This is a genomic window from Pantoea anthophila, assembly GCF_026104315.1.
Classification (GTDB): domain Bacteria; phylum Pseudomonadota; class Gammaproteobacteria; order Enterobacterales; family Enterobacteriaceae; genus Pantoea; species Pantoea anthophila.
Genome location: NZ_CP110473.1, coordinates 3,331,806 through 3,350,934 on the forward strand (window position 1 = coordinate 3,331,806; position 19,129 = coordinate 3,350,934).

The window sequence follows — 19,129 nt, forward strand, 5'->3', positions numbered from 1 at the left end:
GATGTTACAGGTTACTGAACTGAATCAATATTATGGCGGCAGTCACATCCTGCGCGGCCTCTCGTTTGAGGTCAGGATTGGCGAAATCACCTGCCTGCTGGGGCGCAACGGCGTGGGAAAAACCACGCTGCTGAAGTGCCTGATGGGCCTGATCCCGGCGAAGTCGGGGGAGATTCACTGGCAGCAGCAGCGGATGAATGGCCGCAAACCGCATCAGCGGGTGCAGGCTGGCATCGCCTATGTGCCGCAGGGGCGGGAAATTTTTCCGCGCCTGACGGTGGAGGAGAATCTGCTGATGGGCCTGTCACGCTTTCCGGCGGCAGAGGCACGGGCCGTCCCGGAGGAGATCTATCAGCTCTTCCCGGTGCTGCAGGCGATGAAGTCACGCCGGGGCGGCGACCTCTCTGGCGGCCAGCAGCAGCAGCTGGCGATCGGCCGGGCGCTGGCCTGTCGGCCGCAGCTGCTGATCCTGGATGAGCCGACCGAAGGGATCCAGCCATCGGTGATCAAAGAGATCGGCGCAGTGATCCGCCAGCTGGCGCAGCGAGGCGATATGGCGATCCTGCTGGTTGAGCAGTTTTATGACTTCGCGGCCGAACTGGCGGACAGCTATCTGGTGATGTCCCGCGGTGAAATTGTGCAGCGAGGCCGCGGCGACGCCATGGAGGCAGAAGGCGTGCGCGGCCTGGTGGCGATTTAACGCCCGGCTTACAGTAAGCCGGTCTCCACTGAGCAGTGGCGCGATTCCCCCGGGCGCCAGAGGTTTGCGGCCCTCACAGATTGCGGGTAAGATTGAGTGCCAGCCTGGCGGATGAGACGCAACTCATTCAAATCTGTGAGGTTTGTCGCGTATCGACGCCGATTCCGGCGTCCTTCCTCCGCACTGCAGGATAGGGAACAGAAAGATGACCATGGAAACCCGGCGCGATGAACGCATCCAGAAACTGACGCAGGCGCTCAAACGCACCGACAAACTCCATCTGAAAGATGCGGCCCGGCTGCTGGGCGTCTCTGAGATGACGGTTCGCCGCGATCTGACCGAGCCGGGCTCCAGCGTAGTGCTGCTGGGCGGTTATATCGTCAGCGATCCCAAAAGTCATGCCGGTCACTATTTTGTCAGCGACCAGCACGGGCAGAACGCCGCCAGAAAGCAGCGGCTGGCTCAGGTGGCCGCCAGCCTGGTCAGCGAGAACGACACGGTCTTTTTTGACTGTGGCACCACCCTGCCCTATATCATTGATGCCCTCCCCGACACGCTCTCTTTTACCGCCATCTGCTGCGCCATGAACACGTTTCTGGCTCTGAAAGAGAAACCGGCCTGTCACGTGATCCTGAGCGGCGGGGAGTTTCATGCCGACAATGCGCTCTTTACGCCGGTGGGTGTGCACACCCTTCTCGACGATCTCTGCCCGACGCTCGCCTTTATCTCTGCGGCCGGGATCGACAAAGATCAGGGCGCAACCTGCTACAACACCAACGAGCTGACGATGAAACATCACGCCATGCTGCGCGCCCGGCAGTCGGTGCTGGTGGCGGACAGCAGCAAATATGGCAAAGTGCTGCCCGCCCGCATCGGCGACCTGCAGCGCTTCGATCTGCTGGTCAGCGACAGTGCCCCCGATCAGGCCCTGCAGACCTGGCTGACGCAGCAGGCTATTCCCCTGCGTCTGCCCTGAGGCCGGAGGCCAGCCGGTCTCTGCCCGCCTTTTCATATGGCTCGCCGGTGAGCCGGACAAATCAGCGTCTTATGTCTGACCGCCCCCGGCCCGCGAATATTCGCCGCCCCCCGGCTGGGATTAAGGGGTGAAAAAGGCTAAACTTCGACATCATTCCAACGACCAACAGACCCAGAGGCTCAAACCAACGTGGCTCAATTCGTCTATAGCATGCATCGCGTCGGCAAAGTGGTTCCGCCGAAGCGACATATTCTGAAGAACATCTCGCTCAGCTTCTTCCCTGGCGCCAAAATCGGCGTACTCGGCCTGAATGGCGCGGGTAAATCGACCCTGCTGCGCATCATGGCCGGCATCGATAAAGATATCGAAGGGGAAGCGCGTCCGCAGCCAGGCATCAAGATTGGCTACCTGCCGCAGGAGCCGCAGCTCAACCCTGAACACACCGTGCGTGAGTCGATTGAAGAAGCGCTGTCGGAAGTGGTTGGCGCACTGAAACGCCTTGATGAAGTTTACGCACTCTACGCTGAAGAGGATGCTGATTTCGACAAGCTGGCCGCTGAGCAGGGTCGTCTGGAAGAGATTATCCAGGCGCACGACGGCCACAACCTGAATACCCAGCTGGAACGTGCAGCCGATGCGCTGCGTCTGCCAGACTGGGATGCGAAAGTCGCGACCCTTTCCGGTGGTGAACGTCGCCGTGTTGCCCTCTGCCGCCTGCTGCTGGAAAAACCAGACATGCTGCTGCTGGACGAACCGACTAACCACCTGGATGCGGAATCTGTCGCCTGGCTGGAACGCTTCCTGCACGACTTCGAAGGCACAGTCGTCGCCATTACGCATGACCGTTACTTCCTGGATAACGTGGCAGGCTGGATCCTGGAGCTGGACCGTGGCGAAGGCATTCCATGGGAAGGCAACTACTCCTCCTGGCTGGAGCAGAAAGATGCGCGTCTGGCGCAGGAAGCCTCTTCTGAAGCTGCCCGTCGCAAGTCGATTGAGAAAGAGCTGGAGTGGGTTCGCAAAGGACCAAAAGGCCAGCAGTCTAAAGGCAAAGCCCGTCTGGCACGCTTTGAAGAGCTGAACAATACCGACTACCAGAAGCGTAACGAAACCAACGAACTGTTCATTCCGCCAGGTGCCCGTCTGGGTGACAAAGTGCTGGAAGTCAGCAACCTGCGTAAGTCCTATGGCGACCGTGTACTGATTGACGATCTCTCCTTCTCCGTGCCGAAAGGCGCGATTGTCGGGATTATCGGTCCGAACGGCGCGGGTAAATCGACGCTGTTCCGCATGATGTCCGGTCAGGAACAGCCTGATTCCGGCAGCATCGTGCTGGGCGACACCGTCAAGCTGGCCGCCGTGGATCAGTTCCGCGACAGCATGGACAACTCGAAAACCGTGTGGGAAGAAGTTTCCGGCGGTCAGGATATTATGCGCATCGGTAACACCGAGATGCCAAGCCGCGCCTATGTCGGACGCTTTAACTTTAAAGGCGTCGATCAGGGCAAACGCGTGGGCGAACTCTCAGGCGGTGAGCGTGGTCGTCTGCACCTTGCGAAGCTGCTGCAGGTTGGCGGCAACATGCTGCTGCTCGATGAACCGACGAACGACCTGGATATCGAAACCCTGCGCGCACTGGAAAACGCCCTGCTGGAGTTCCCGGGCTGTGCCATGGTCATCTCGCATGACCGCTGGTTCCTGGACCGTATCGCCACCCATATTCTGGATTATCAGGATGAGGGCAAAATTGAATTCTTCGAAGGTAACTTTACCGAATACGAAGAGTACAAGAAGCGTACCCTCGGCGCAGATGCGCTGGAGCCGAAGCGCATCAAGTACAAGCGTATGACGAAGTAAAGATATAAACGGGCGGCAGCGATGCCGCCTTTTTTTTGGCTCAGTCAGCGATAAAAATCCCTGAACACCGGGGATTGCAGCGCGAACTCGATAAAGCGAGCCAGCGCCGGAGAGTGCAGTTTGCGCCCCGGATAGACCAGCCAGAGTTCATTCCCTTCAATCTCCCATTCCGGCAGGACGGGCACCAGACGCGGGTCCGCCATCGCGCCATCGGTCAGAAAGTGCGGCAGCAGCGTGATACCGGCATCCCCCAGCGCGCATTCACGCGCGTAGAGCAGATTGTCGGTGAGGTGGCCTGGCGGCAGCAGCCAGCGGTAGAACTCATCATCGCGCTGCAATACCCACTCATTCCAGGCGCGATGGGCAATACAGCGGTGCGCAGAGAGTTGCTGCGGATGAACCAGCGGCGGATGCTGATCGAGATAGCCCTGCGAGGCGACCAGCAATCGCGGACAGTTACCGATCCGGCGGCCAATCAGCGACGACTCGTGCGGCTGACCGGTGCGCAGCGCCACATCGAATCCCTCCTGCACCAGATCGCGCATCTCGTCGGAGATCGACACATCCAGCGTCACATCGGGGTAGAGGCGTAAAAATGCCGCGTTACAGCGTGCCAGCAGCGTCGCGCCGATCCCTGCCGGGCTGGTGATGCGCAGACGACCGCTGGGATTTTCACGCAGGCTGGCGATCGCCTGATCCGCGCGTTCACTCGCCTGCATCATCTCCTGACAATGCAGCAGATAGCGCTCACCGGCAAAGGTCAGATTGAGCTGGCGGGTTGTGCGGTTCAGCAACCGAATCCCTACCCGCTGCTCCAGCTGGCTGATGCGCTGACTGACGCTCGATTTCGGCAGTCCCGCCCGCTCTGCCGCGCCGGTAAAGCTGCCGCACTCCGCCACCAGCGCAAAGAGCGCCATATCCTGCCACTGCCGGAAGGCCATTGTTCACCTCAGACGAACACTCTATGAAAGATTGTCCATCTTATCACCGCTAAAAGCAGGTTCTACACTTAAAGCCTGTTCCAGATCGTGACGCCAGTCTGCCACGGGCAGCGCATCACCCGCCGGGCGGCCTCTTCACCGGCTGGCGTGCACTGCCCAGGGCCAGAATGGCAACTGACACTCTCCAGGCTTTGAGCCTGACTTAACAGGAAAATGCTATGTCTATTCGCGCTATCGCTATTAATCCGGAAAGTCCTGAAAACTTCACAGAAATCTTCCCTGAAACCCCGACGCCCGGTGAGTATGACCTGCGGGTCAGCGTCAAGGCCGCCTCGGTCAACCCGGTCGACACCAAAGTCCACAAAGGGGCGATCAAAAATGGCTTACAGGTGCCGCGTGTTCTCGGCTGGGATGCCAGCGGCGTCGTGCTGGAAGTCGGCAGCAAAGTCAGCAACTTTAAACCTGGCGATGAGGTCTTTTACGCTGGCGACCTGACCCGTCCTGGCAGTAACAGCACAGAGCAGCTGGTGGATGCGCGCATCACCGGACACAAGCCCGAAAGCCTGGACTGGGCGCAGTCGGCGGCCATTCCCCTGACGGCGCTGACCGCCTGGGAAGGCCTGTTTGAGCGGCTGAACCTGGAGACGGCAACCGAAGATCAGACGCTGCTGATCGTCGGCGGCGCTGGCGGTGTCGGATCGCTGGCGATCCCGCTGGCGAAGCTGCGCAGCAAGGTTCAGATCATCGCCACCGCCTCCCGCGAGGACTCTGCGCAGTGGTGCCGCGATCGGGGCGCTGACAAGGTGATCAACTACAAAGATATGATCGGTGAGCTGGAGAAAGAAGGCATTAAACAGGTGGACTACATCTTCTGCCTGAATGATACCGACGGTCACTGGGAGACGATGGCAAAACTGATCGCCCCGCAGGGCCATATCTGCACCATCGTGGAAAATGAGCATCCGCTGTCGATGGATCAGCTGAAGCTGAAGAGTGCCGCTCTGCACTTCGAGCTGATGTACACCCGCAGCATGTTTAAAACGCCCGATATGGCGCGCCAGGGCGAGATTCTGGATGCCGTTTCGGCACTGCTGGATGAAGGTAAACTGCAGACCACACTGAGCGAGACGCTGCACGGTTTAAGCGTTGAGACCTTAACCGCTGCCCATCAGCGTGTGCTGGAAGGTCACATGCGCGGCAAAGTGGTTATGGTCTATTAATCCGGCTGTTCTGCGGCGGCGGTGAAAAGCAACAGCCGCCGCGCTGAGGATGTATGTATGACGTAGCCCGGTGCAGACCGGGCTATGACAGACCTTACGGCTGAACGTTCTTCTCGCCCAGTACCCCTTTGACCAGTTCAATACAGCGCAGGAAACGGGTGTCGTAGTCATCTTCCTGGACATGGACGAAGTCGATGTTGTTTTCCCGCAGCATCGTGACCAGCATGGACTGAAACTCCCGCCGATCCACCGAGCTGCCCAGGCTGCGTAAGCCATCCGCTACCCAGGGCACATTGTTCTCCAGCAGAATCACCAGATCAAAGCGATACTCATCGATCAGCGCCTGCACAAACGGATGCTCACGCCCTTCATACTTCAGACAGAATGCCTGAGTGGTCACGAAATCAGTGTCGATGAACGCCACTTTATTGGCATATTTCACCGCAAAATCGATGTACTGCGCCTGTCCCAGCGCGATCTTGTCGTAATCAGAATATTGCAGCGCCATTTCGTCACCGCCCAGATGGGAAAAGACATAGTCGCGGCCATATTCCCAGGCACTGGTGGTGTTGAAGATGTTGGCGAGTTTGTTCACCAGCGTCGATTTACCGCTCGACTCGCCGCCGAGGATCGCCACGGTGCGCACAAAGAAGGGTTTAACTTCTGTCGGGATGTATTCCCAGAAGCGGAACGGATCCTGACGGATCTGCCCGCCGCTGATGCTCATAAAGGATCGGTTGGGATCGACCAGCACGGTCTGAATGCCCAGGTGCTGCTGATACATCTCCGCATCCGGCGCTTCGCTGGTGTAGATGCAGTCCGCAGCAATGCCGTGCTCGCTGAGGAAAGCGCTGACGCCCTCACTCCAGACATCCCAGCCGTGCGGATAGGGTTCAATCCCCTCCTCGTTGAAGGCGTGAATGCGGATGTTTTTCTGGTACTTAAAGGTCTGCAGCAGCCAGCGCAGGCGATCGCTGACCGTCGGCTGCTGGGACATGGCGCTGTTCTCAAACAGCTCCCGATCGCGCGGCTCATCGTAGCCCATGATGATGTGCAGCTCATCCACCTGACTGCAGGCGCGCTGGATCAAATAGATATGGCCGGTGTGCAGCGGATAGAACTTACCGAATACCACGCCCACCCTTTTATCACGGCGCGGAAATTCCAGCCCCAGAAAGCGGTGCAGCGCTTCCAGCTTCTGCGCGCTGGGGCTTTTGATTTTGGCATTGAGCAACTGGCTCAGATAGCCTTTGGTCATGCCGCTGGCGTCAGCGACCTGTTGCAGCGTGTGCCCCTGCTGGCGAATGGCCGTTTTCAGATACTCAAACGACGACATGTCGTGCCTCCTGCATCAATGCGGTTAAGGTGGGTGCCGCCTGCCCGTGGTTTTTCCGGGCAGGCGTCAGGCGCGTTACAGATCGTCCAGAATCGCCAGCGCATCGGCCAGCTTTTTCGCGCTGAAAACCTGCATCCCGGCAATCGGTTTTTTCGGCGCATTTCCTGCCGGAACGATGGCACGTTTGAAGCCGTGCTTCGCCGCTTCCGAGATGCGCTCCTGACCGCTGGGCACCGGGCGGATTTCACCGGCCAGCCCCACTTCGCCGAAGATCACCAGATCCTGCGGCAGCGGACGATCGCGCAGGCTCGACACCATCGACAGCATCAGCGCCAGATCGGCGCTGGTTTCGGTGACTTTGACGCCGCCCACGACGTTGACGAACACATCCTGATCCGCCATCTGCAATCCGCCGTGACGGTGCAGCACCGCCAGCAGTATGGCCAGGCGGTTCTGCTCCAGCCCGACCGCGACGCGACGCGGGTTGCCCATCATTGAGTGATCGACCAGCGCCTGAATCTCCACCAGCAGCGGCCGCGTTCCCTCCCAGAGCACCATAACCGAGCTGCCTGAGGTTATCTCTTCCCCGCGCGACAGGAAGATCGCTGACGGGTTGCTGACTTCGCGCATGCCCTGTTCGGTCATGGCAAACACCCCCAGCTCATTGACCGCACCGAAGCGGTTTTTATGACTGCGCAGGGTGCGGAAGCGGGAGTCGGCATCGCCATCCAGCAGCACCGAACAGTCGATGCAGTGCTCCAGCACTTTCGGACCGGCCAGCGAGCCATCTTTCGTGACGTGTCCCACCATGATGATCGCCACGCCGCGCGTTTTGGCGAAGCGTGTCAGGTAGGCGGCGGTTTCCCGCACCTGGGCGACGCTGCCCGGCGAGGACTGGATCTCCGCCATGTGCATCACCTGGATCGAGTCGATCACCATCAGCTGCGGCTGCTCCTGCTCGGCGATCAGGCAGATCTGCTCAATGCTGGTTTCCGACAGCATGTTCACATTTTCGGTGGGCAATCCCAGACGATGAGCGCGCATCGCCACCTGTTGCAGGGACTCTTCGCCGGTGACGTACAGGGTTTTCATCCCTTCCGACAACCGGCACATCACCTGCAGCAGCAGCGTGGATTTACCCGCGCCGGGGCTGCCGCCAATCAGAATCGCACTGCCCGGCACCACGCCGCCGCCCAGCACCCGATCAAACTCTTTAAAGGTGGTGGAGAAGCGCGGGAGTGCCTCCAGGCTGATTTCTGACAGTTTCTGCACCCGGCTGGTGCCGGCGCTGCCGGCATAGCCGCTCAGGCGCTCGTTGCGCGCAGCCGCGGGTGAGGCGGCAATGCGCACCTCGGTGATGGTGTTCCAGGCGTGACAGGCGCTGCACTGCCCCTGCCAGCGTGGGTAATCTGCGCCGCATTCGTTACAGACAAATGCGCGTTTTGCCGCTTTGGCCAAATCAATTCCTCAGTTAACGCTCTTCGTGGATCAGGCTGCCGGTCAGGATGCAGAACACCCCCATGAGATCGGCATGGCGAATGGTGACCGCAGTCTGCTCATTCACCTTAGGTTTAGCATGGAACGCAATGCCCAGCGCGGAGGCTTTGATCATCAGCAGGTCATTGGCTCCGTCGCCAATCGCGACCGTCTGTTCCGGCGCGATATCAAAACGCTGCGCCAGCTTCTTCAGCGTATCGGCTTTATATTGTGCGTCGACAATCGGACCCAGCACGTTGCCGGTCAGTTTGCCGTCGCGAATTTCCAGTTCGTTGGCGACTACGGCCGACAGATGCAGCTTATCGCGCAGGTATTCGGCGTAGTAGGTGAAGCCGCCGGAGGCGATAGCCACCTGCCAGCCCAGCGCCTGCAGCTTCTGCGTCAGGGTGGTTAAGCCCGGCATTAAAGGCAGCTCATCACGCACCTGTTTCAGAATATTGGCGTCTGCGCCCTGCAGGGTAGCGACGCGCTGACGCAGGCTGGCGCTGAAGTCGAGTTCACCGCGCATCGCGCGCTCTGTCACTTCTGCTACCTGCTCTCCGCTGCCTGCCAGTTTAGCGATCTCGTCGATACATTCGATCTGAATCGCGGTGGAGTCCATATCCATCACCAGCAGACCGGGGGTCTTGAGGTAGGGGATTTTGCCCAGCGGCGCCACGTCCAGCCCGGCATCGTGCGCCAGTTTAGTCGCAAACGGCGTCAGCGAGCCTGCCAGGCGGATCACCTGATACTCATCGACGTTCCAGGCGCTGACAATCACCATCGCTGCACCCAGCTGATGCTGATAATCGGTCAGCCGTTGCTTATCCAGCCCGCGGCCATACAGCAGCCAGCCGGTGCGGCCAGCGCGATAATCCAGCGGCATCACTTCATCACCGCTAAGAGAAAGGGGCAAACCCGGCCAGAAAGAGACATCGGCGGGAAGATCGCACCAGGTTAAACGATTTGGCATCAGAGCTCCTGTAGGGACAACAAAACCACGCAAGAGGCTACCCTGTCTGCGTCGCTTCTGGCAACATAATCTCCAGGCTTTCTGTTGTGACATGACCCGGATGAGTAATGGCTAAAACCGCGCTGAAATTTCGCTTACATCGTACCGTGATCGTTCTCATCTCGATGACGCTGCTGGTCGCCCTGATGCAGGGCGTCTCCTGGTTCAGTACCGGTCATCAGATGGCGCGTTCTGAACAGGTCGAAGAGCTGGCTCATACGCTGACCAGCCAGGTGGCGTTCAGCCTTAAGCCGTTGATGGACAACAGTGAAAACAACCGTAATCAGATAGAAGCGATTCTGAATCAGATGACGGCGAACAGCCGCATTCTGGATGCGTCGGTGTATGACGGCGACGGCAGCCTGGTGGCGCACAGCGGAGAAAACATCAACGTGCGCGACAGGCTCGCTCTCGACGGGCAGCGTGCAGGCAGCTATTTCAACCACCAGATTGTGCAGCCCCTGGCCGGAAACGATGGCCCGCTGGGCTTTCTGCGCGTGACGCTGGACACCCATGTGCTGGTCACCGACTCACATCAGGTCGACAACACCACCAATATTCTGCGCCTGATGATGCTGCTGGCGCTGGCCATCGGCATCATTCTCTCCCGTACCCTGCTGCGCCACCGCCGTACCCGCTGGCAGCAGTCACCGTTCCTGCTCACCGCCAGCACGCCGGTGCAGGAGGATCGGGATGAAGATGACCCGAAGAAAGAGTAATGTCCGGCTCTGCTGAGAGGATAAAACGAGAAAGGCCCGCTGTGCGGGCCTTTTTTATACTGCCGGGCAAACCAAATCCGGCTTAGCCTGACCGCAACGAATAAGCTAAACGCGCAGGGAACAGGGGCAGAGGAGGAAAGCGTCCCGCGCCAGGGACAAAAACGTCGGGAGCGTTTTTGAACAACGCAGAGCGTTGGCCCGGCTACGGGCGCACCTCAGGGATGAGGTGCGTAATTGCGCGGGCCGAGCGGCCACGGATGGCTTAAGCGACTTTCCGATCTGACCCTGTTCCCTTCGCCGGCTCGGTCTCACCGCTGTCCCGTGCTGAGTTTGTGAAAAACGAGAAAGGCCCGCTCTGCGGGCCTTTTTTATGGGAACGTTGCGGATTTGCGAGATAGCTTCCCTTAGCCGATCAGCAGCGCTTCCAGCTCAGCCAGCGATTTGACCTGCCAGGTCGGTTTGATATGTTCCGGCAGCGGCCGGGTGCCATGATCGAGCCAGCAGGTTTTCACCCCGGCATTCATGCCGCCGAGAATATCGGATTCCGGCGTATCCCCGACCATCAGCACCCGCTGACGATCCGGATTGCCCATCAGGTTCAGCGCATAATCAAAAATCTCCACCGCCGGTTTTGGCACGCCGACCTGCTCAGAGATCACCAGCGCCGAAAAGTAGTCGCGGAAACCGGTGCGCTCCAGGCGCGTCTGCTGCAGCGCGGTAAAGCCGTTGGTGATGATGCCCATCTTTACCCGACCGTGCAGCTGCTTCATCAGGCTCACCGCGCCTGGCAGTGGCGTACAGATCTCGCCCATGGCGGTCAGGAAGCCGCTGTTGAGGATCTCCGGCGCGACGCTGAGCTTTTCGCTCCAGTGATTGAAACGCTGGGTCTGTAGCTGCAACGCGGTAATCGTGCCGTTCTGATAATCAACCCAGAGCGGCTTGTTAACCGCCTGATAGTCGCTGTAATCCTGGTCGGAGAACTGCACGTCATAACCGGCGAACAGCCGCTGCAAACCGGCATAAGCATCGAAATGAAAAAGGGTATCGTCCGCATCAAACAGGATGCAATCCCACTGTTCTGACATTAAAGCTCCTTAGCACCGCTACAGCGTCAGCGCCATCATCAGGGCATCTTCACGCCCGCTGGCGGTGGGATAGTAGTTGGAACGACGGCTCACCTGGTTGAATCCCATCTGCTCATAAAGCGCAATGGCGGGCAGATTGGATGCCCGGACTTCGAGCCACAGCGTCAGCACATCGCGTTTTATTAACTCGTCGATCAGATGCTGCAACAGCTGACGGCCAAATCCCCGGCGCTGCCAGGCGGGATCGACCGCGATGTTAAACAGCGACGCTTCATCCAGCACCACCTGGGTAATGGCAAAGGCGGCCATTTTTCCTTCGGCATCCAGCCGTAAATTGAGGAAGCGCTCGCCCTGATTGCTGGCAAACGTCTGTTCACTCCAGGGAAACGCGTGACTGCGACGCTCGATGGCAAAGGCCTCGGCCCGATCGTCAGGGGTGAGTAAAGAGATGGCTGTCATGGTTACACATCTGTTGCCAGAGCGCGCGTCTGGCGACGCCGCTGCTGATCAGTTCATTGAAAGCGGCGCTGGTCAGTGCCACGCCATTAAAAGTCTGTGCACTCTCAACCCCAAGCAGCCAGCCGGCGCAGTTCAGCGTTTCCGGCAGCATCTGGAGTTGATCCGGCGTCACGGTCATCACCTGGACGGGTTGAAGATTGAGCGTCTGCAGCACGTCGCGCATCAGCGGTTCATCCAGCCCGGGGGGCACGTCAGCGACAATGATTAACTGCGTGTCCGGCGCCAGCGTGACGGCAATTTCGCCCTGAAGCACGCGCGGGCGGCGCAGTTGATACTGCGTAATTCCCATTTGCTGTAAAAGCCAGTCGCGCCTGGACGTCATGGTGTTACCTGTTGGCTGCCTGAATGCGACGCTATGCTAGCAAACCCATCGAACATGCGCCAACAAACCACTATAATCCCCGCTCAGATCTTACAGGAGCTCTACATGTCTGCTTTTACCCCGGCCAGCGAAGTCATTCTGCGCCACAGTGATGAATTTACCGCCCGCCACGTTTTATTTGCTGGCGATTTGCAGGATGACCTGCCCGCTCAGCTGGAAACCGCCTCGTCGCGCGTGCACACCCAGCAATATCATCACTGGCAAAACCTGAGCCGCCGTATGGGCGAACAGGCGCGTTATGGACTGGTTGCGCAGGCGGAAGATGTGCAGGGCTGCGATACGCTGGTCTACTTCTGGACCAAAAATAAGCCGGAAGTGCAGTTCCAGCTGCAGAATCTGCTGTCGCTGCTGCCGGTGGGCTGCGACGTGTTCGTGGTCGGTGAAAACCGCAGCGGCGTTCGCAGTGCAGAAGGCATGCTGGAGTCCTGGGTAACGCTGGAGAAGATCGACAGCGCGCGCCGCTGTGGTCTCTATCACGGTCGCCTCGACGCACAGCCTGACTTTGATGCCGGCGCCTTTGGTCATCAGTATCAGATGGATGACCTGACGATTCACACCCTGCCTGGCGTCTTCAGCCGCGATGGTCTGGACAGCGGCAGTGCCCTGCTGCTCTCCACCTTTACGCCACACACTAAAGGAAAAGTGCTGGATATGGGTTGTGGCGCGGGCGTCATTGCCGCCTCACTGCACGCCCGTTCGCCTAAAGTACGCCTGTGGCTGTGTGACGTTCACGCGGCGGCGATTGAAGCGAGTAAGGCGACGCTGGCCGCCAACGGCATTGAGGGCGAGGTCTTCCCCAGCAACGTCTTCTCTGACGTCACCGGACGTTTCGACATGATTATTTCTAACCCGCCGTTCCATGAAGGCACGCAGACCAGCCTCGATGCGGCACAGGCGTTAATCCGTGGCGCGGTGAAGCATCTGAACACCGGCGGTGAACTGCGTATCGTTGCCAATGCCTTCCTGCCCTATCCACAGGCGCTGGATGAGGCGTTCGGCAGCCATGAAGTGATCGCACAGACTGGCCGCTTTAAGGTTTACCGTGCCGTCTATGGTCGCGGTGCGAAAACCCGTTAATCCTTTTTTCCGCTGCTGACCGCGTTGCCGGGCTGAAAATGTTGCTTTTTAGAGCGATCGTTTCAGCCCGACGAAATAGTTGTTGACGCAAAGAGTAAAATCTCTAGAATGCGCCTCCGTGGTTGTAACATTCTCAGGGTGTTACGGGTATGCGAAGGTGGCGGAATTGGTAGACGCGCTAGCTTCAGGTGTTAGTGTCTTAACGGACGTGAGGGTTCAAGTCCCTCTCTTCGCACCAAAATCACATGTTTCATATCGCGAGCACTGCGCGAAGGTGGCGGAATTGGTAGACGCGCTAGCTTCAGGTGTTAGTGTCTTAACGGACGTGAGGGTTCAAGTCCCTCTCTTCGCACCATTGCGGTGATATGAAAAGACAACAAGATGCGAAGGTGGCGGAATTGGTAGACGCGCTAGCTTCAGGTGTTAGTGTCTTAACGGACGTGAGGGTTCAAGTCCCTCTCTTCGCACCAACGTTGTCATCCTCCGGCTTTATTCATGTTTCCTTCCTGTTCTGACCGTTTCTTTGCCATTTCAGGCTCGCCTTCTGATTTTTACACCTTTTCTGTTACGTCAGCATGACGCCCCTGCACTGTTGCTAATTCAGATGAAAATTCACGGAAACCGCCGCCAGTCCGGTCGCTAATGCCAGGCAGGATGGCAGCAGCAGATAGTGACGCAGGCGCTGATGAAAGAGCATCACCACCGTCAGCAACAGCGCAACGATCATCACCATTCGCCACTGACTGAATCCCGGCTCCCACAGGGCAAACAGCGGCAGCGCTATGCACGGCAGCAGAACCCCCCACGCACTATCCAGTTTTTTGCCCAGTGCCCAGCTGATTCCCCACAGGCCGCAGGCCGCTACGATCGCTATCCCCATGACGCCAACCTCAAATGATAAGCATTCCCATTATCATATGACAGTTTTTCCCGTTCTGCAGCCTGTTTTTGGCTGGCCCGGCGCTGAAGATGACAGATCATCTGGAAAATGCTAGATTGCGGCCGATAACACCTTTAATAACAGCACTAGCAATATTTGCTCATGGTCCTGCAGACCCCTCCTTTCTGCTGGCTTGCGCTTTGGTATTTCAGGGTCGTCACGAGTATTTATAATGAAATTACAATCATATGAAGAACTGAAGCAGAGTAAATACCGGCTTTCAGTGATGCTTTTCCTGTTTTTAAATATCGCCGTTTCCCTCTTTTATCTGCTGCCAATAATGAGCACGGAAAAAAGTGAGACGACGCTGCCGGTTATGTGTGTCGCCGCCTTCAGCTCCCTCACGTTAATTGCCCATTTAATCTGGCCCAAAGTTAAACTCCCCCTGTTAAATCCTGTTGCGCTGCTATTAGGGATCTTCTGGGCCTGGCATATTAATTATCGTTTCCATCTGGTGTTCTATTTTGATGGTGGCTTTCTGATTATCAGCCTGATCAGCGTGTTATTTATCAGCGCCATCGCCCTGAGCGATTATCTGGTGGCTTTCTGTCTGCACGTCGCCCCGCCCGTTCTGACCGTATTGCTGCTCGACAATGGTCAGCATCTGCCGCTTATTCTGCTGACCATCTCCCTGCCGCTGATCGGTTTTTCATTGCAGCACCTGATGCGCCGCCGGGCCGACAACTTTACCCTGCGTCTGATGCATCAGCTTTATGAAGAGAAAGAGACCTTCAGCGACCTCAGCATGCTCGATCCGCTGACCGGGCTGTATAACCGCCGAGGCCTGAAGAACCGGCTCGACAATATCCTGGAAAACCACGCCGGCAGCCACTTTGTGCTGTTGCTGGATATCGATCACTTCAAGGCCTACAACGACAATTATGGTCATGCGATGGGCGATCAGGCGCTGGCGCGGGTCTCTGTGGCGATCCGTGATGCGGTGCGTTCGCGCGATGTCGTTACCCGCTATGGCGGTGAAGAGTTCCTGGTGCTGATGACCAACGTGAACAGCTCCATTGCGATGAAGCTGGCAGAGCGCATCCGTCAGTATGTGGTGGATTTAGAGATCCCCCATCTGTTCAATGAGACTGTGTCAACGCACGTCACTATCAGCGCGGGGATTGCGCCGATTTACGACAACGAGTTCGACCAGGCCGTCGCCAATGCTGACAGTGCCCTCTATGTCGCGAAGAACCAGGGCCGGAATACCATTCTCGCCTGGGAAGATTTACCCAGAGAGGCGCCTCACACCGCAGAAGAGCCCGTATAACCCGCTGATAACCGGCGTCTGCCCCTGTTGATCTGACCGATCTGTCGCGGTCATCGCCGGGCTGATTACTCCTCTCCTCCCCTGTTGTTTTTACCGCCAGCAACCGCACGCTTTTACGCCGCTTGTAGAGTTAATCAATAACGATTATCATTTGCTTTCTTATCTACACTTTTCGCGAGTCGTCATGGCAACCGCTTCAGCTCAGGAACAGCGTTTCAGCGCTCAGTCGATGATCTTCCGGCAGAATGACCGTCCACTGGCGGAAAGTCTGTATGAACGGCTGCAACAGCAGCGCAGCTATCTGCTGGATTCGACCAGGCTCAGCCAGTCAGCCCCGCGTGATGCGCAGATCCTTGCCGTCTGGTCACACGCTGACACCTTCGCCCCGCTTATCCGCCGCTACAGTGACTATCTCTATCGCGATCATCCCGATGCGGTGCGTGAAGCGAAACCCGTGCTCTCACTCTGGGCGCAGTGGTATTTCGGTCTGCTGATCCCGCCGCTGCTGATGGCCCTGCTGCAGGAGTCCCGCGCGCTCGACTGCTCGCCTGAACACATTCGTGTCGGTTTTCATGAGCATGGCCATCCGGCCACCTTCTGGATTGATGTGCAGGAGGATGAAGAGGCGCGCTATCTCAATCCTCTGCAGCGCATCGACCGCCTGATTCAGCAGCATCTCATCCCGGCCGTGAATGGCATTACGCAGCATGGTGACATCAATGCCCGCCTGATCTGGAACAACATGGGGTTCACCTTCCAGTGGTTCCTGGGTGAGCTGAAAAGCCAGATAGATGAGACGCTGGTCCTGCAGCTGGAACAGGCGCTGTTCTTTAACCAGCGGCTGCTGGATGGCAGCGACAATCCCCTCTATCGCACCATGATCCCGCGTGACGGTGAACTGGTGCGGCGCAGCTGTTGCCAGCGCTATCGCATTCCCGATGTTCAGCAATGCGGCAACTGCACCCTGAGCAGCAGCTAAACAGACCCGATTCCCGCGAATTCTCCGTTTATCCCGTTTACAGGCACAGAGGCTTGTGGCAATTTTTACGCCTTCGATCAGCCTGGAGAGAAAGATGAGTCTGGAGTCTGTGCGCCAGTTCTTCGCCGAACACGCCCCTGAAATTGAAATTATTGAACTGGCAGAGAGCACCGCAACGGTCGGGATGGCCGCTCGCGCCCACGGCGTGACGCCAGGCGAAATAGCAAAAACCCTGTCGCTGAAAGTGAAAAACGAGGTGGTGCTGATCGTGACGCGAGGCGATGCCCGGCTGGACAATCGCAAGCTGAAAGCGGCGCTGGGCGCGAAAGCGCGCATGCTGAGCGTTGACGAGGTGATTAACTGGACCGGCCACCCGGTGGGTGGCGTCTGTCCTTTCGGTCTGGAAAATCCGCTGACCGTCTACTGTGATGTTTCACTGCGCAGTTTTGAAGAAGTCTTACCTGCCGCTGGCGCCATCCATAGCGCCGTCCGCATTTCGCCGCAGCAGATGGCTGAACTGACGAATGCCCGCTGGATTGATGTCTGCGAAGCGATCTGACCCTTTACCTCTGCTCAGCTAATCAGGCGTCTGAAAGCCTGCTCAAGGATCGATAACAGCAGCGTGTTATCGACGCGATGCAGGACATGCACCGAGGCGCCGCACTGCTCGGGCACACCGACAGAGAGCCGGAGCGGCTGCCGATAACGCCAGCTTTTGCCGCGCGTGGCACCGGGACGCAGCTCAATGTCGACCCGGTAATCGATTCCTGAGGCGACACGCTGATTCAGCAGCCAGGCGACCACCAGCGCATCGTGGATCCAGCATCCCGCCAGCTGACGGGTCTGCATCGAATAGTCGATCCACGGGCGCAGCGTGTCGCGCACAAAGTCGGCCAGCGGATGATCAACGGCGGTCAGCCGGGTCAGATCCTGCTGGGTCAGCAGCGTCTGCGTGGTGACATCCATCGGCACCAGCGTTACCGCAGCACCACTGTGCAGCACCTGGTGCGCCGCTTCCGGGTCCAGGCCGAAGTTGGTGTCTTTGATATAGTCATCCAGCGCAAAGACGCCTCCCATGACCACAATCTCTGCCACCGATTCGGCCATCGCGGGATAGCGCTGCATCGCCAGCGCCACGTTCGTCAGCGGGCCAATCGCCACCAGCGTAATCTCGCCCGGATTGTCGCAAATCAGCCTGCCGATAGCGTCAGCCGCGTCAAATCCATCCGCGGTGACATCGGCTGGCTGACGGACATCCTGCCAGAGATCGGCCAGCGCCAGCTGATTAACCCGGTTGTCGAGCGTCTCGCGCCACGGCGCCGGATCTTCCTGCAGCGCCTGTGTCGCCCCCTGCACCACCGGAATGGAGAGTCCCAGCCGGGCAATCAGATCTTTCGCCACGCGCGCGCCCACCTCACTCGGCGTATTGCCCGCCACGGTGGTGATTAATTCCAGCGACAGGCCGGGTGAGGCTAAGGCCAGCGCAATCGCCAGGCCATCATCGGTGTTGGCACCTGCAATCCCATTACCGGGATCGCAATCAATAATGATTCTTTTCATCTTCTTATTCGTTAACTCTGAGATTGCGGCGTGCAGCCGCAGGATTCACCGATTTCAAGATAGTGTGGAAACTCCTTTAACTGGGCTTCGCTCTGCCCCTCTTTCAGCATGTGGATCGCCGCACGCGCCATCTCGCGCAGTGGCTGACGCACGGTCGTTAATGTCGGGACATGAAACGATGACTGATTGGTCCCGTTGAAGCAGACCAGCGCGACATCCTGTGGCACCCGGATCTGATGCTCCGAAAAGGCCCGCACTGCGCCAATCGCCTGACCTTCGTTGCTGGTGAACAGCGCGCGGGGCACACAGCCACGGGCGATCATCGTCTGCACCGCTTCATATCCCCCCTGCGGGGTGTAGCTGGCGGGAAACATCAGCGATTCATCAATCGGCAGGCCGCGCTCCTGCATGGCATCGCGCCAGCCCTGAATACGATCCTGCGCATTAAGCATATCGACCGGACCGGTGATGATGCCGACCTGCTGATAGCCGTGGCTCAGCAGATGTGCCGTGACCTGCCAGGCCGCCTGGCGCTCATTGACGCGCAGCATGTTCACGCCCGGCTGAGGTTCCACCCGTTCCAGCATCACCAGGGGCGTGCCGCTCGCTTTAATCAGGTCAATGTAAGGATGGCGATCGACGCTGTTATAAAACAGGCCATCGACCTGCCGGTTGAGCAGCCCCTGAATAAGCTCCAGTTCGCGCCGGCGATCGTCACCGGCATCGCCCAGCAGCATGACATGACCGTGATTCATCGATTCCTGCAACAGCACGTGTGCCATGGAGGCGACAAACGGATTGCCGATGTTCGGCACGACCAGACCAAAGGTTTTGGTGTTGCCGGACGCCAGCGCCCGTGCAGCCGCATTGGGCCGGTAACCGGTCGCTTTAATCGCCTCCAGCACCCGCTGCCGGGTCGCCTCGGCGACCGGACGCGGCCCGTTGTTAATGACATAACTGACAACTGCCACTGAGGTGCCTGCCGCTTTCGCCACTTCACTGCGGGTCACTTTTCCCGTTAACGACTTAGGCACATCACTTTCCTCCCTAAAAAAACAGGCCGCTTTACACGGCCTGCTG

The 19,129-nt window shown here is 58.4% G+C and carries 19 protein-coding genes and 3 tRNA genes; 12 read left to right on the top strand and 10 right to left on the bottom strand.

The annotated features are described in order from the left end of the window. The first annotated feature begins 1 nt into the window (after window position 1). From urtE to ettA, 3 genes are all read left to right on the top strand, one after another. On the top strand, window positions 2–700 hold the full coding sequence (gene urtE / locus OJ965_RS18085; protein ID WP_009092254.1) for an urea ABC transporter ATP-binding subunit UrtE: 699 nt from the start codon (window positions 2–4) through the stop codon (window positions 698–700). A gap of 211 nt (window positions 701–911) precedes the next feature. Beyond that, the gene (deoR, locus tag OJ965_RS18090) at window positions 912–1,676 is read left to right on the top strand and encodes a DNA-binding transcriptional repressor DeoR (RefSeq protein ID WP_009092255.1); all 765 of its coding nucleotides are present in this window, start codon (window positions 912–914) and stop codon (window positions 1,674–1,676) included. Window positions 1,677–1,865: 189 nt separating this feature from the next. Next, window positions 1,866–3,533 carry an energy-dependent translational throttle protein EttA gene (ettA, locus tag OJ965_RS18095; RefSeq protein WP_072215507.1) on the top strand — a complete coding sequence of 556 codons (1,668 nt, stop codon included), beginning with the start codon at window positions 1,866–1,868 and terminating at the stop codon, window positions 3,531–3,533. A gap of 44 nt (window positions 3,534–3,577) precedes the next feature. On the opposite strand, the gene OJ965_RS18100 is transcribed toward ettA, so the two are convergent. After that, window positions 3,578–4,474, bottom strand: coding sequence for a LysR family transcriptional regulator (locus OJ965_RS18100; RefSeq protein ID WP_058957759.1), 897 nt, complete (start codon window positions 4,472–4,474; stop codon window positions 3,578–3,580). A 218-nt stretch (window positions 4,475–4,692) separates the two neighbouring features. Here OJ965_RS18100 and OJ965_RS18105 point away from each other — a divergent pair, with 218 nt between their 5' ends. Continuing rightward, window positions 4,693–5,694: a zinc-binding alcohol dehydrogenase family protein gene (locus OJ965_RS18105; RefSeq protein ID WP_009092259.1), complete on the top strand. Its 1,002-nt coding sequence runs from the start codon at window positions 4,693–4,695 to the stop codon at window positions 5,692–5,694. 94 nt (window positions 5,695–5,788) lie between these two features. Here OJ965_RS18105 and nadR read toward each other — a convergent pair whose 3' ends face one another. From nadR to serB, 3 genes are all read right to left on the bottom strand, one after another. Next, a complete protein-coding gene (gene nadR / locus OJ965_RS18110) occupies window positions 5,789–7,030 on the bottom strand; it encodes a multifunctional transcriptional regulator/nicotinamide-nucleotide adenylyltransferase/ribosylnicotinamide kinase NadR (protein ID WP_009092260.1) in 1,242 nt (413 codons plus the stop codon). A gap of 75 nt (window positions 7,031–7,105) precedes the next feature. Then, window positions 7,106–8,488, bottom strand: a complete 1,383-nt coding sequence (gene radA / locus OJ965_RS18115; protein ID WP_009092261.1) for a DNA repair protein RadA — start codon at window positions 8,486–8,488, stop codon at window positions 7,106–7,108. A 13-nt stretch (window positions 8,489–8,501) separates the two neighbouring features. Next, window positions 8,502–9,479, bottom strand: a complete 978-nt coding sequence (serB, locus tag OJ965_RS18120; protein ID WP_265137267.1) for a phosphoserine phosphatase — start codon at window positions 9,477–9,479, stop codon at window positions 8,502–8,504. A gap of 107 nt (window positions 9,480–9,586) precedes the next feature. On the opposite strand from serB, the gene OJ965_RS18125 reads away from it, so the two are divergent. Beyond that, complete coding sequence (locus OJ965_RS18125) at window positions 9,587–10,237, top strand: YtjB family periplasmic protein (protein WP_009092263.1); 651 nt, start codon at window positions 9,587–9,589, stop codon at window positions 10,235–10,237. A 404-nt stretch (window positions 10,238–10,641) separates the two neighbouring features. Here OJ965_RS18125 and yjjG read toward each other — a convergent pair whose 3' ends face one another. The 3 genes from yjjG to OJ965_RS18140 are packed head-to-tail and all read right to left on the bottom strand — an operon-like array spanning window position 10,642 to window position 12,163. Then, complete coding sequence (yjjG, locus tag OJ965_RS18130; RefSeq protein WP_009092264.1) at window positions 10,642–11,322, bottom strand: pyrimidine 5'-nucleotidase; 681 nt, start codon at window positions 11,320–11,322, stop codon at window positions 10,642–10,644. A gap of 18 nt (window positions 11,323–11,340) precedes the next feature. Then, window positions 11,341–11,781, bottom strand: a complete 441-nt coding sequence (rimI, locus tag OJ965_RS18135) for a ribosomal protein S18-alanine N-acetyltransferase (protein WP_009092266.1) — start codon at window positions 11,779–11,781, stop codon at window positions 11,341–11,343. Continuing rightward, window positions 11,753–12,163, bottom strand: coding sequence for a DNA polymerase III subunit psi (locus OJ965_RS18140; protein ID WP_265137272.1), 411 nt, complete (start codon window positions 12,161–12,163; stop codon window positions 11,753–11,755). Before OJ965_RS18140 ends, rimI begins: the two co-directional genes overlap by 29 nt. 105 nt (window positions 12,164–12,268) lie before the next feature. On the opposite strand from OJ965_RS18140, the gene rsmC reads away from it, so the two are divergent. From rsmC to OJ965_RS18160, 4 genes are all read left to right on the top strand, one after another. Beyond that, window positions 12,269–13,300: a 16S rRNA (guanine(1207)-N(2))-methyltransferase RsmC gene (rsmC, locus tag OJ965_RS18145; RefSeq protein ID WP_058957763.1), complete on the top strand. Its 1,032-nt coding sequence runs from the start codon at window positions 12,269–12,271 to the stop codon at window positions 13,298–13,300. A gap of 151 nt (window positions 13,301–13,451) precedes the next feature. Then, window positions 13,452–13,538 (top strand) — tRNA-Leu (locus OJ965_RS18150). Window positions 13,539–13,568: 30 nt separating this feature from the next. Beyond that, window positions 13,569–13,655 (top strand) — tRNA-Leu (locus OJ965_RS18155). 28 nt (window positions 13,656–13,683) lie between these two features. Continuing rightward, a tRNA-Leu gene (locus tag OJ965_RS18160) sits at window positions 13,684–13,770 on the top strand. 125 nt (window positions 13,771–13,895) lie between these two features. Here the strand turns inward: OJ965_RS18160 and OJ965_RS18165 are convergent. Beyond that, window positions 13,896–14,180: a DUF1435 domain-containing protein gene (locus OJ965_RS18165; protein ID WP_111207685.1), complete on the bottom strand. Its 285-nt coding sequence runs from the start codon at window positions 14,178–14,180 to the stop codon at window positions 13,896–13,898. 232 nt (window positions 14,181–14,412) lie between these two features. Here OJ965_RS18165 and OJ965_RS18170 point away from each other — a divergent pair, with 232 nt between their 5' ends. The 3 genes from OJ965_RS18170 (at window position 14,413) to OJ965_RS18180 (ending at window position 17,048) form a co-directional block, all read left to right on the top strand. Further along, the gene (locus OJ965_RS18170; RefSeq protein ID WP_046101167.1) at window positions 14,413–15,510 is read left to right on the top strand and encodes a GGDEF domain-containing protein; all 1,098 of its coding nucleotides are present in this window, start codon (window positions 14,413–14,415) and stop codon (window positions 15,508–15,510) included. Window positions 15,511–15,694: 184 nt separating this feature from the next. Next, the gene (gene fhuF, locus OJ965_RS18175; RefSeq protein ID WP_265137276.1) at window positions 15,695–16,489 is read left to right on the top strand and encodes a siderophore-iron reductase FhuF; all 795 of its coding nucleotides are present in this window, start codon (window positions 15,695–15,697) and stop codon (window positions 16,487–16,489) included. 94 nt (window positions 16,490–16,583) lie between these two features. Then, window positions 16,584–17,048, top strand: coding sequence for a YbaK/EbsC family protein (locus OJ965_RS18180; RefSeq protein WP_046101165.1), 465 nt, complete (start codon window positions 16,584–16,586; stop codon window positions 17,046–17,048). 14 nt (window positions 17,049–17,062) lie between these two features. Here OJ965_RS18180 and OJ965_RS18185 read toward each other — a convergent pair whose 3' ends face one another. Further along, entirely contained in the window at window positions 17,063–18,049 is a 987-nt protein-coding gene (locus tag OJ965_RS18185) for a nucleoside hydrolase (RefSeq protein WP_046101164.1), read from the bottom strand. A gap of 11 nt (window positions 18,050–18,060) precedes the next feature. Continuing rightward, window positions 18,061–19,083: a LacI family DNA-binding transcriptional regulator gene (locus tag OJ965_RS18190; protein WP_009092276.1), complete on the bottom strand. Its 1,023-nt coding sequence runs from the start codon at window positions 19,081–19,083 to the stop codon at window positions 18,061–18,063. Window positions 19,084–19,129 lie beyond the last annotated feature (46 nt).

What these genes read in the sequence shown, in the direction of transcription:
- urtE (WP_009092254.1), top strand. Translation starts at nt 2, where the DNA reads ATGTTACAGGTTACTGAACTGAATCAATATTATGGCGGCAGTCACATC.
- deoR (WP_009092255.1), top strand. Translation starts at nt 912, where the DNA reads ATGGAAACCCGGCGCGATGAACGCATCCAGAAACTGACGCAGGCGCTC.
- OJ965_RS18100 (WP_058957759.1), bottom strand. Translation starts at nt 4,474, where the DNA reads ATGGCCTTCCGGCAGTGGCAGGATATGGCGCTCTTTGCGCTGGTGGCG.
- OJ965_RS18105 (WP_009092259.1), top strand. Translation starts at nt 4,693, where the DNA reads ATGTCTATTCGCGCTATCGCTATTAATCCGGAAAGTCCTGAAAACTTC.
- nadR (WP_009092260.1), bottom strand. Translation starts at nt 7,030, where the DNA reads ATGTCGTCGTTTGAGTATCTGAAAACGGCCATTCGCCAGCAGGGGCAC.
- serB (WP_265137267.1), bottom strand. Translation starts at nt 9,479, where the DNA reads ATGCCAAATCGTTTAACCTGGTGCGATCTTCCCGCCGATGTCTCTTTC.
- OJ965_RS18125 (WP_009092263.1), top strand. Translation starts at nt 9,587, where the DNA reads ATGGCTAAAACCGCGCTGAAATTTCGCTTACATCGTACCGTGATCGTT.
- yjjG (WP_009092264.1), bottom strand. Translation starts at nt 11,322, where the DNA reads ATGTCAGAACAGTGGGATTGCATCCTGTTTGATGCGGACGATACCCTT.
- rimI (WP_009092266.1), bottom strand. Translation starts at nt 11,781, where the DNA reads ATGACAGCCATCTCTTTACTCACCCCTGACGATCGGGCCGAGGCCTTT.
- OJ965_RS18140 (WP_265137272.1), bottom strand. Translation starts at nt 12,163, where the DNA reads ATGACGTCCAGGCGCGACTGGCTTTTACAGCAAATGGGAATTACGCAG.
- rsmC (WP_058957763.1), top strand. Translation starts at nt 12,269, where the DNA reads ATGTCTGCTTTTACCCCGGCCAGCGAAGTCATTCTGCGCCACAGTGAT.
- OJ965_RS18165 (WP_111207685.1), bottom strand. Translation starts at nt 14,180, where the DNA reads ATGGGGATAGCGATCGTAGCGGCCTGCGGCCTGTGGGGAATCAGCTGG.
- OJ965_RS18170 (WP_046101167.1), top strand. Translation starts at nt 14,413, where the DNA reads ATGAAATTACAATCATATGAAGAACTGAAGCAGAGTAAATACCGGCTT.
- fhuF (WP_265137276.1), top strand. Translation starts at nt 15,695, where the DNA reads ATGGCAACCGCTTCAGCTCAGGAACAGCGTTTCAGCGCTCAGTCGATG.
- OJ965_RS18180 (WP_046101165.1), top strand. Translation starts at nt 16,584, where the DNA reads ATGAGTCTGGAGTCTGTGCGCCAGTTCTTCGCCGAACACGCCCCTGAA.
- OJ965_RS18185 (WP_046101164.1), bottom strand. Translation starts at nt 18,049, where the DNA reads ATGAAAAGAATCATTATTGATTGCGATCCCGGTAATGGGATTGCAGGT.